Raw genomic sequence first — 10,315 nt, forward strand, 5'->3', positions numbered from 1 at the left:
GGCCGGCTCAAGCAGTATCGCCGCATCGCCACCCGCTACGAGAAGCGAGCCGCAAACTACCTCGCTATGGTCACGCTCGGCATGACCATGCTCTGGCTCAGATGACTTTGCAGAGACGCCCTAGGCCAGGGGTAGCCGAATGTGCCCGGTGTCGCGAACCGGGCGCATCCGTCGATCACCGCATCTCGAACACGTCTCTCGACCGGTGATGCAGGGTGACCTGATTTCGGGGGTTGGAAGACACCCGATCTTTCGGACGACGACCGTTCGAGTGTCCGTGCGCGCGATCTGGTCCCGGCTCGCGAGGCGTTATCCGATCGCGGGCTCGTTCAAGCTGTCCTTCGCGCCGGCTTCGGTCAGAAATAGTAGCCGATGCTCATGATGAAGCGGGACTTCCAGCGGTTGTCGCCGCCCATCGCGAGGCCGCTGTTGAACTGGCCGGCGCCGACGTAGGGATCGTTCCGGCCGAACACCCCCTCCGTGTAGATCACGAGATTGGGGTCGGCGGTCAGGGTCCAGGCGCTGCCGAGGATGAACCGCTCGCTCGCCTTGAAGTTCGCCTTGTCCTTGTAATAGGCGCTGTAGCCGAAATACGGGACCGCCGTGAACGGGCCGATCGGGTCCGCAATCTTGTAGGTCACCTCGGCCGAGACGAAGTTGCCGTGGGTCGCCATGTTGTAGGAGAAGTCGAAGCCGCCGACGGTGATCTGGTCGTTGCGGGTCGGGTTCTTCGGTTTGATGTCCTGGCGGACGTAGATCGCCTTGAAGCCCCAGGGCCCGTAGGTCCCGAGCACGTGCACGCCCTCGAGCTGCTTCGACCCGGTCGAGCGCGTGTCGAAATTGTAGACGTCGGAGTGCCAGAGCGAGCCGCCGATCGCGAACGAGGCGACGTCGTTCTTGACCAGGAAGTACTCCGCGCGGCCGACGAACATGTTCTCCTCGGCGTTGCGGCTGCCGCCCAGCACGTAGCTGTCGGCCTTGACGATGTTGGTCGAGTAGCGGGCGCTGTCGACGCTGGCGCCGATCGCGTTGGGATTGGCGCCCGGATAGTACGCGAGCTGGTAGTTGAGATCCGGCTCGACGTGCGCGTATTTGACGCCGAGGTTGTAGACCTCCTCGATGCCCATGGTGAAACCGAGCGTCTCGATGAAGCTGGCGCCGAAATACGGCACGAGGCCGAAGGGCACTTGGTTCATGCCCGCGGTGATGCTGTCTTCCTTGGTGAATTTGTAGCCGAGATAGGCGTAGAGCGGAAAGCTGACCTCGCCCGGGAAGCCCCGGTAGCCGTTGCGCGGCCCGTAGATCGAGCTGCCGCCGTAGAAGCGGTACTGGGCGGCGCCGAAGATCGTGTCGGAATCGTAGGCGGCCTTCAGCGCCAGGGTATCGAAGTCGAGATGCTCCGAGGCCTTCGGCGCCCCGGCCCGGTTGACGTCGTCGAACCGCCAGTCGTAGCGGGCGCGGATCGCCCCGCCGAAGGTGAATTTCTCGGACGGGCTCGCGGCCAGGACGGGCGTCGGATCGGGCACCGCCACCGGCTGCTCCCGGTTGAGCCGCGTCGGCTCGGCGTCGATCTCCTGCGCGCCCGGAGGCTGACTGCTCTGCCCCTGCCCGCGCTCCACTTGGCCGCTCTGCGCCTGCGCGCGGGCCGCCGTGCCGCACAGCATCGTGGCAGCCGTACAGGCAGCCAGGATCGCGCTGGATCCTTTCATCATCGTCGTGCCCCCAAGTTTTAGGTCGCCGTAGAGCCCCTGGCGGGTGCTTATTTTTGATTTTATTGTTTTGAAGCAGATGCTGATTTCAGCCAGCCATCGACGGTGGGCCGGTGCTCCGCGATCCACTTCGCGGCGGTCTGTTCGGGCTTGGCGCCGCGCTCCTCGTTCTGCGCCATCATGGCTTCCTCGTCCTTGATGCCGAGCTTGAACTTCTCGAGGATGGCGTAGACTTCGGGGAGATCTTCCTTCAGTCCCTTGCGGACGATGGTGTTGACGCTCTCGTCCTCTCCGAAGACCTTCTTGGGGTCGGCGAGGTATTTCAGCTCGTATCGGGCGAACATCCAGTGCGGCGTCCAGCCGGTGACGACGACGTCCTTCTTCTGGCGGACCGCGTTCTTGAGCGCGCTGGTCATCGTGGCGTCGCTGCCGTCCACGAGCTTGACCGGCAGGCCGTAGGCCTTGATCGCGGCCTCCGAGCTCTTCATCACGCCGGCCCCCGGGTCGATGCCGATCACCTTGCCGTCCACCTCCGCGGCCCGGGTCTTGAGATCCTCGATGGAGTTGAGCGGCGAGGAGGCGGGCACCACCCAGCCGATCTTCGCCCCGGTCACGTTCGGCCCGAGCAGGTCCAGGCGGTCCTTGAGCTTCTCGTAGTAGGCGCCCTGTGTCACCGGGAGCCACGCGGCGACGCTTGCATCGGCGTCGCCCGTGGCCACCGCCTGCCACATCGCGGCGGCGGCGAGCGGGACGGCCTTCACCGTGTAGCCCTTCTCCTCCAGCACCTGCTTGAGGATCGTGGTGGCGGCGACGGCGTCGGCCCACTCGACGTAGGCGAGCCGGACCTGCTTGCCGGCGGCTTCGGCGGGGCTCTGTGTGAGCGCGAGGCAGAGGAGAACACTGAGGGTTCGGACGCGCATCGCTGGACCTTTCGGGGCGGGACGGAGCTTCGAGATTCGGCGCGCGACAGGGTGGCGCCCGGCCGGTCCGGGCGCCGCGGGCAGGATGGCCGCAGCGGTTTCGGTGGCGCGGCGCCCGTCAGGCCGAGCCGTGCGGGCGGGCGCGCGCGGCGAGGGCCTGGGTGAAGCGATCGAGGATGACGGCGAGGATCACGATGCCGAGCCCCGCCTCGAAGCCGGCGCCCGCCTCGAGGCGCTGGATCGACTGCCACACCTCGCGGCCGAGGCCGCCGGCCCCGATCATCGCGGCGATGACGACCATGGACAGGGCGAGCATCATCGTCTGGTTGACGCCGGCCATGATGGTCGGCAGCGCGAGCGGCAGCTGCACCTTGAGGAGCTTCTGCGTCGCCGAGCCACCGAAGGCGTCGGACGCCTCGACCAGCTCCGTGGGCACGTTGCGGATGCCGAGCGTCGTCAGACGGATCACGGGCGGCACGGAGAAGATGATGGTCGCGAAGCAGGCCGAGACCGCGCCGAGGCCGAAGAATGGCAGCGCCGGGATGAGATAGACGAAGCTCGGCAGGGTCTGCATCATGTCCAGCACCGGCGAGAACACCTTCCAGGCCCACCGGCTGAGGGCGAACCAGATGCCCACCGGGATCCCGATGAGGAGCGCCATCACGGTCGCGAGGCTCACGAGGACCAGGGTCTCGATCGTGGACTGCCAGAGCCGGAGATCCCAGAGGAACAGGAGCCCGGCGAGCGTCAGGAGACCGACCTTCCGCCCCCCGATCTTGTAGGTCGCCAGCGCCGCCACTGCGATGAGCGCCCAGGGCGGCACCGCGACGAGGGCCGTGGTCAGCGTGTCGATCCAGTTCGAGACCGAGCGGCTGACGGCGCGGGTCAGCCAAGCGCCATGGTCGGTGAGCCAATCGAGTCCGTCGTCGCTGAGCGTGTCGAGGGGAAATTTCGGGACGTTCCAGTCCATCCTTCCGCTCCTGCGGGCTTGTGAAGGGGGGCGGCGCTGACGGCCGATTGGCCGTGCGTGCCCGGGCGCGCCGCCAGTGCGCGGACGATGTCCCGGCTCGTGAGCGTGCCGATCAGGCGCCCGTCCTCGGCGACGACCGCCACGGCGCCCTCGTCGGCGACGCGGCCCATCACCGCGTCGAGGCGGCTTCCCGCCGGCACGGTGACCGGATCGCGATCGAGGAGGCCTGACACGGTCTCGCCCGCGCGGGCCGCCGCGAGCCTGTCGCGCCGGACGCGGCCGACGAAGCGGCCCTCCGGATCGGCGACGAACCACGTCTCGGCCGCATCCGCCGCGACCGCCGTGCGCGCCTCGGCCACGGTGAGCGTCGGCGCCAGGATCGTGGCCGCCCGGTTCGCCACGTGCTGGGTCCGCATGACCGCGGACAGGTCGATATGCTCCACGAAGCGCTCGACATAGTCCGTCGCGGGGCGCGCCACGATCTCCTCGGGCTGGCCGATCTGGACCACCTCGCCGTCCTTCATCAGGACGATGCGCCCGCCGAGGGCGACGGCCTCGTCAAGGTCGTGGGAGACGAAGACGATCGTCTTCCTGAGGGTGCGCTGGAGGTCCTTCAGCTCGGCCTGCATGTCGCGGCGGATCAGCGGGTCGAGGGCGCTGAAGGCCTCGTCCATCAGCAGGATGTCGGCATCCGCCGCGAGGGCGCGGGCGAGGCCAGCCCGCTGCTGCATCCCGCCGGAGAGTTCGTGCGGATACTTGTGCTCCCAGCCCTTCAGGCCGACGAGGGCGATGGCCTCCATCGCGCGGTCGTTGCGCTGCCGGTGGGGGAGCTTCTTGATCTCGAGACCGAACGCGACGTTCGACAGGATGGTGCGGTTCGGCAGCAGGGCGAAATGCTGGAAGACCATGCCGAAGGTCTTCTGCCGGAACGCCAGCAGGTCCTTCCGGCCGAGGCGCGTGACATCGACGTCGTCGACCAGGATGCGGCCGCAGGTCGGCTCCACCAGCCGGTTCATGCAGCGCAGCAGGGTCGATTTCCCCGACCCGGACAGACCCATGAGGACCAGGATCTCGCCCTCGACGACGTCGAACGAGATGTCGCAGAGTCCGACGACCGCGCCGCAGGTCTTGGCGATGTCGGCCTTCCGTTTCCCTTCGGAAATCAGCGCGATCGCCTCGGCATGATTGGCGCCGAAGATCTTGCTCACGCCCGCTAAGGTAATACGATCCATGTGGTTACGACCTCTGCGATCTATTGCATTTTCCAGTCGTCACTTGTTGCCCTGAGCCGAACGAGCCTTTTATCAATGACAATGAAAAGCTACCGGCGGGCCCCTCGCGGGCTTGCCTTTCTGCGACGCTTTCTGACGGGAAGACGACACGTCCGGAATTTTACCGTCATGAATTCACAATGCACTGCAGCATTGGCACCGATTTAGACAGCGATGAGAACATATTGTGCAGGAACGGCCGCGTTCCTTTGCAGGCGCATCGTTCGCGGCGCCGCCGCTTGTTCTTCACGCTCCCGCGATCAACGACTCTGTCACGCGGACGGCACGGTTCGCGCCCGGGCACGACGTCGCCGGATCGACGGCGATCCGTGAGGCTGACGATCGTTCTACCGCAACGGTGAGCGGCACATCTGCGTCGAGGCCGGGTCCCGTTCCCGCGCGTCCGCACCGGATGCCCTTAGTACGCCTGACTCGGCGGCCCCGATGGGCTACGAGGCGTCCGGCCGAAGCAATGGACGCGTGGATGCGGTTAGAGATCGAGCGAAAGTTCCTCGTGGCGGGCGCGGGCTGGCGCGACGCGGCCACATCCATACGGCACCTGAAGGACGGCTTGGTCGGTCATTTCGCGCGCGGGAAGGTCCGGGTGCGGCTCGACGGCGAGCGTGCCTGGCTCACGGTCAAGGGCGCCCGCGAAGGTATCGCCCGCGCGGAGTTCGAGTACGAGATCCCGCATGCCGACGGCGCCGCCATGGTCGATCAGGTGTGCACCGGCAACGTGATCGAGAAGATCCGCTACTGCGTGCCGCACGACGGGCTGACCTGGGAGGTCGACGTCTTCCAGGGTTCGCTGGCCGGGATGGTCCTGGCCGAGGTCGAGCTCGCGCGGGCCGATCAGACCTTCAGCAAGCCCGCCTGGCTCGGCGAGGAGGTGACCGGCGACCTGCGGTTCCGCCAGTCCACCCTGCTCCATCTCTGCTGCGAGGCCGGCCGGCCGATCACGATGGACGACGTGCTGCGGCTGCCGGTGGCCGCTTAGCGACCCGGCCGCGCTCAGCCCGTGCTGCGCAGGGCGCGGTCGAACAGGGCGCCCATCGCCGCCCAGCCGCGCTCTGCGGCCGCGCGATCGTGGACGGGGAAGTCCGGCATCATCCAGCCGTGCGCGGCGGGATAGGTCTCCGCCGCATACCGGACACCCGCTCGCGACAGCGCCGTCTCCAGCCGCTCGGCCATCGCGGGCGGGTAGCTTCCGTCGTTCTCGGCGGCCGCGATATACACCTCGGCCCTCAGCGCCGGCGCCAGACGATGCGGGCTCGCGGGTTCCTCGGTCGCGAGATTGCCGCCGTGGAAGCTGGCGACGGCCGCGAACCGCTCCGGATACGTGCCGGCCGCCGTGATGGCCATGCGGCCGCCCATGCAGAAGCCCACCGCCCCGACCGCGCGCCCCGCGACGTCGTCGCGCGTGTCGAGATAGGCGAGGAGCGCCGCGGTATCCGCCGGGGCCCTGAGATTGTCCGTCGTCGCCATCAGCGGGCCGAGGATCGCGCGGAAATCGCCTTTGAACACGTCCGCGGGGACGAAGGGGCCATAGGGCCCGTAGCGGTAGAAGAGGTCCGGTAACAGAACGAGATAGCCGCCGGTCGCGAGCCGCCGCGCCATGTCGACGAGGGCCGGTCGGATACCGCCGGCATCCATGTACAGGATCACGGCCGGCCAGGGGCCCACGCCGTCCGGCGCGACGACGTGCGTCCCGCATACGCCGTCCTCGGTCCGGATCGCGACGTGCTCGTTGATCATGCTCGGTTCCTCGACGGGGCGCCCGCACGTTCTGCGCCCGCCTTCGGAAAACCGCCAGGCCGTCGACCGCACCCCACGTCTCGGGCCGCCGGTCGCCATGAGCGAGGAGAAGGCCCGTGACCTGATCCGGTCCGGTGGTGCTGCGGCGACGGTCCTCGCCTGCGACCGAGCTATCCCTGTCGCTCCGCCGCGAAGCCAGCTGTCTGACGCGTTGCCGGCGCGGTCCGGTTTCGGTTTGCGGGCCGGACGGTATACGGGTCGCCACGGCGGCCCGCGCGGTGACGGCCCCGTCGCCCGCGCCGGTCTCCGGTCTCCCGATTTCACGATCCCCGGGGGCGCCGGCCTCCTCCGAGAAGGCTGCTCATGGACCAAGCGAAACCCCGGCGCGAGACGACGATCGCGCGGGCGGGTGCGGGGCGGACGGGCTACGTCACGGTCCGGGGCGCGCGGGAGCACAACCTGCTCGACATCGACGTGGAGATGCCGCGCGACGCGCTCGTCGTGTTCACGGGCGTCTCCGGATCCGGCAAGTCCTCGCTGGCCTTCGGTACCCTCTACGCGGAGGCGCAGCGCCGCTACTTCGAATCGGTCGCGCCCTACGCGCGGCGGATGATCGACCAGGTCGGCGTCCCCGACGTCGACGCGATCGAGGGCCTCCCGCCCGCTGTCGCGCTCCAGCAGCAGCGCGGCACCCCGAGCGCGCGCTCGTCGGTCGGCAGCGTCACGACCCTGTCGAGCCTCGTGCGCCTGATGTACTCGCGCGCCGGCACCTACCCGCCCGGCCAGCCGATACTCTACGCCGAGGACTTCTCGCCCAATACGCCGCAGGGCGCCTGCCCGTCCTGCGGCGGCCTCGGGCGGGTCTACCAGGCGACGGAAGCCTCGATGGTGCCGGACCCGTCCCTGACGATCCGCGAGCGGGCGGTCGCGGCCTGGCCGCAGGCCTGGGGCGGCCAGAACCTGCGGGACATCCTCGTCAGCCGGGGCGTCGACGTCGACACGCCCTGGGAAGCGCTGCCCCGGACGCTCCGGGACTGGATCCTGTTCACGGACGAGCAGCCGCAGGAGCCGGTCTATGCCGGCCTCACACCGGAGCAGACGCGGCTCGCCCGCCGCCGCGGCTTGGAGCCGAGTTACATGGGCACCTTCACCAGCGCCCGCCGCCACGTGCTCGGCACCTTCACCAACTCGCAGAGCGCGCTGATGCGCCGCCGCGCCGCGCGCTACCTCGTGAGCGAGGATTGCCCGGCCTGCCACGGCAAGCGGCTGAAGCCCGAGGCGCTCTCGGTGACGTTCGCGGGGCTGGATATCGGCGCGCTCTCGCGCATGCCGCTCTCGGCGCTCGCCGAGGCCCTGAGGCCGGCGGCCGAGGACCGGCAGCCCGAGGCCGACGCCGCACCCGCCACCCTCGACCGCGCGGTGGGCCGGAAGGATCGCGCCGAGCGTGCCGCGTCCGGGGGCTCGGCCCATGCGGGCGCGCCGGACGTGCGCGTCACGCCGAACCTGTCGATCGAGAAGCGCCTCGCCGCCCAGCGCCTGGCCTCGGACCTCATCGCGCGCATCGGGACGCTTGCGGATCTGGGCCTGGGCTACCTCTCGCTGGACCGTGTCACCACGACCCTGTCGTCGGGTGAACTGCAGTGCCTCCGCCTCGCGACCCAGCTGCGCTCGCAGCTGTTCGGCGTCGTCTACGTGCTCGACGAGCCCACGGCCGGTCTGCACCCGGCCGACGGGGACGCCATGCACGACGCGCTGGCCGGGCTGCTCGCCGCGGGCAATTCGCTCTTCGTCGTCGAGCACGACATCGGCACCATGCGCCGCGCCGACTGGCTGGTCGACGTCGGACCGGAAGCGGGCGAGAACGGCGGCACGATCCTCTACAGCGGTCCGCCGGAGGGCCTGCGTGACGTCGCGACGTCCCGGACGCGGCTCTACCTGTTCGGCCTGGCGGATGCGCCCCCGCGGCCGTCGCGGGAGCCCGCGGGGTGGCTGCGCCTCGAAGGCATCGTTCGCAACAACCTGAACGGCGTCTCGGTCCCCTTCCCGATCGGGTGTCTCACCGCCGTGACCGGCGTCTCGGGCTCCGGGAAGTCGAGCTTGGTCAGTCAGGCCCTGCTCGAGCTGGTCAGCGAGCGTCTCGGCCGGCCGGTGAAGACCGAGGACGAGCCGGACGATCCCCTGGACGAGGCTCCGGGCCCTTCCGAGGGCCGCATTGCCGGCTCCATGGACGGGATCGGGCGCCTGGTCCGGGTCGACCAGAAGCCCATCGGGCGCACGCCGCGCTCAAACCTCGCCACCTACACGGGCCTGTTCGACGCCGTCCGCGAGCTGTTCGCCGCGACTCCGGAGGCTCGGCGGCGCCGCTACGATGCGGGCCGCTTCTCCTTCAACGTGGCCAAGGGGCGCTGCCCGGCCTGCGAGGGCGAGGGCTTCGTCAGCGTCGAGTTGCTGTTCATGCCGAGCGTCTACGCCCCCTGCCCGACCTGCCACGGCACGCGCTACGCGCCGGAGACGCTGGCGGTGACATGGAACGGGCTGAGCATCGCGGACGTGCTCGCGCTGACCGTCGACCGGGCCTGCGCGGCCTTCGCGGACGAGCCGTCCGTGCTGCGGCCGCTCACCGTGCTGCGCGATCTCGGCCTCGGCTACCTGCGGCTCGGCCAGCCGGCGACCGAACTCTCCGGCGAAGAGGCCCAGCGCATCAAGCTCGCCACCGAACTGCAGCGCGGGCAGCGCGGCGGCACGCTCTACGTCCTCGACGAGCCGACGACCGGCCTGCACCCGACCGACGTCGACCGCCTCATGGTCCAGCTCAACGGTCTGGTCGACGCGGGCAACACCGTCGTGATGGTCGAGCACGACATGCGGGTCGTCGCCGGGGCCGACCACGTGATCGACATGGGCCCCGGCGGCGGCGACCAGGGCGGCACCGTCGTGGCCGCCGGCCGACCCGAGATCGTCGCCGCGGCCGCGGCCGGCCGCACGGCGCCCTATCTGCGCGAGGAGCTCGCGACGGTCCGCACGCGGCCGCCGGGCTGAGGTCACACACCGCGGCCGCCACAGGGCTCGAAGAACGAAGGCGTGCCGCGCGCACTCGTCGCGCGCCGCGTGACCCGCGGCGGTCCGACGGTCTGGCGAGGCGATCGTGCTGCGCGTCTTGCGAGCCGAAGAACGCGCTGCGGTGCAGTATCGATTAAAATGAGTTTTGCGGGATCAGTACTGAGCCGTCGGAGTTTCAACCGTTACTGCTGAATTCTCCGGAGGATCGCCATGGGCCTCACCGCGTTCGCCGTGTTCGTCATTCCGTGGGTCCTGCTCGCGGTGTTTCTCACGCGGTCCCCTTCGACGCTTCGCCTGGGGACCGCGTCCGCGCCGTGGCGGTCTATCCCGACCCACAAGGAGATGGCCCGCGCCGACCGTCGCGCGATGCACCCGCACGAGCGGCGGGCGGGCGAGACGGACGGAGTCTCGGGCCGGGACCAGCGCGGTCGGACCGATCCGCCCACGGGCGGTGCGCTGGGCACGAGCGTGGAGCCCACGGAGCCCGACGACAAGTTCAGCTAGCTAGAGCGTTTTCGGTTTATTCTGGGTCGTATCCTGCAGCGGCGAAGAAATTGGCGCACTCGTCTGGCGTTACGGTGTCGATGAGCCGTCCGATGGCCGACCATAGCCCTTCGACGGTGCGCTCGG

Annotated in this window: 8 protein-coding genes and 2 pseudogenes; 4 read left to right on the top strand and 6 right to left on the bottom strand. The window is 69.3% G+C overall.

Annotation, left to right across the window (positions count from 1 at the left end):
* Positions 1-105 (top strand): annotated as a pseudogene (locus tag ACLBYE_RS27325) (IS5-like element ISMra2 family transposase); the annotation flags it as partial.
* Positions 106-356: 251 nt separating this feature from the next.
* On the opposite strand, the gene ACLBYE_RS27330 reads toward ACLBYE_RS27325, so the two are convergent.
* From ACLBYE_RS27330 to ACLBYE_RS27345, 4 genes are all read right to left on the bottom strand, one after another.
* The gene (locus ACLBYE_RS27330; protein WP_447696574.1) at positions 357-1,712 is read right to left on the bottom strand and encodes a hypothetical protein; all 1,356 of its coding nucleotides are present in this window, start codon (positions 1,710-1,712) and stop codon (positions 357-359) included.
* A gap of 59 nt (positions 1,713-1,771) precedes the next feature.
* Complete coding sequence (locus tag ACLBYE_RS27335) at positions 1,772-2,629, bottom strand: glycine betaine ABC transporter substrate-binding protein (protein ID WP_447696575.1); 858 nt, start codon at positions 2,627-2,629, stop codon at positions 1,772-1,774.
* A gap of 118 nt (positions 2,630-2,747) precedes the next feature.
* Positions 2,748-3,599 (bottom strand): ABC transporter permease, encoded by an 852-nt coding sequence (locus ACLBYE_RS27340; RefSeq protein ID WP_447696576.1) that lies wholly within the window; start codon positions 3,597-3,599, stop codon positions 2,748-2,750.
* Positions 3,515-4,831: a quaternary amine ABC transporter ATP-binding protein gene (locus ACLBYE_RS27345; protein ID WP_447696577.1), complete on the bottom strand. Its 1,317-nt coding sequence runs from the start codon at positions 4,829-4,831 to the stop codon at positions 3,515-3,517. Before ACLBYE_RS27345 ends, ACLBYE_RS27340 begins: the two co-directional genes overlap by 85 nt.
* Positions 4,832-5,354: 523 nt before the next feature.
* Here ACLBYE_RS27345 and ACLBYE_RS27350 point away from each other — a divergent pair.
* On the top strand, positions 5,355-5,867 hold the full coding sequence (locus tag ACLBYE_RS27350) for a CYTH domain-containing protein (protein WP_447696578.1): 513 nt from the start codon (positions 5,355-5,357) through the stop codon (positions 5,865-5,867).
* 14 nt (positions 5,868-5,881) lie between these two features.
* Here the strand turns inward: ACLBYE_RS27350 and ACLBYE_RS27355 are convergent, their stop codons facing one another.
* Positions 5,882-6,625, bottom strand: a complete 744-nt coding sequence (locus tag ACLBYE_RS27355; RefSeq protein ID WP_447696579.1) for a dienelactone hydrolase family protein — start codon at positions 6,623-6,625, stop codon at positions 5,882-5,884.
* A 363-nt stretch (positions 6,626-6,988) separates the two neighbouring features.
* On the opposite strand from ACLBYE_RS27355, the gene ACLBYE_RS27360 reads away from it, so the two are divergent.
* Both ACLBYE_RS27360 and ACLBYE_RS27365 read left to right on the top strand, forming a co-directional pair.
* A complete protein-coding gene (locus ACLBYE_RS27360) occupies positions 6,989-9,664 on the top strand; it encodes an excinuclease ABC subunit A (protein WP_447696580.1) in 2,676 nt (891 codons plus the stop codon).
* Between the two features lie 231 nt (positions 9,665-9,895).
* Entirely contained in the window at positions 9,896-10,189 is a 294-nt protein-coding gene (locus tag ACLBYE_RS27365) for a hypothetical protein (protein WP_447696581.1), read from the top strand.
* Between the two features lie 16 nt (positions 10,190-10,205).
* Here the strand turns inward: ACLBYE_RS27365 and ACLBYE_RS27370 are convergent.
* A pseudogene (locus ACLBYE_RS27370) lies at positions 10,206-10,315 on the bottom strand (IS630 family transposase); the annotation flags it as partial.

Source organism: Methylobacterium sp. A52T, from assembly GCF_053346095.1.

Excerpts from the sequence above, each read along its gene's own strand:
- ACLBYE_RS27355 (WP_447696579.1), bottom strand. The coding sequence starts at position 6,625 with ATGATCAACGAGCACGTCGCGATCCGGACCGAGGACGGCGTATGCGGG.
- ACLBYE_RS27345 (WP_447696577.1), bottom strand. The coding sequence starts at position 4,831 with ATGGATCGTATTACCTTAGCGGGCGTGAGCAAGATCTTCGGCGCCAAT.
- ACLBYE_RS27360 (WP_447696580.1), top strand. The coding sequence starts at position 6,989 with ATGGACCAAGCGAAACCCCGGCGCGAGACGACGATCGCGCGGGCGGGT.
- ACLBYE_RS27330 (WP_447696574.1), bottom strand. The coding sequence starts at position 1,712 with ATGATGAAAGGATCCAGCGCGATCCTGGCTGCCTGTACGGCTGCCACG.
- ACLBYE_RS27365 (WP_447696581.1), top strand. The coding sequence starts at position 9,896 with ATGGGCCTCACCGCGTTCGCCGTGTTCGTCATTCCGTGGGTCCTGCTC.
- ACLBYE_RS27350 (WP_447696578.1), top strand. The coding sequence starts at position 5,355 with ATGCGGTTAGAGATCGAGCGAAAGTTCCTCGTGGCGGGCGCGGGCTGG.
- ACLBYE_RS27335 (WP_447696575.1), bottom strand. The coding sequence starts at position 2,629 with ATGCGCGTCCGAACCCTCAGTGTTCTCCTCTGCCTCGCGCTCACACAG.
- ACLBYE_RS27340 (WP_447696576.1), bottom strand. The coding sequence starts at position 3,599 with ATGGACTGGAACGTCCCGAAATTTCCCCTCGACACGCTCAGCGACGAC.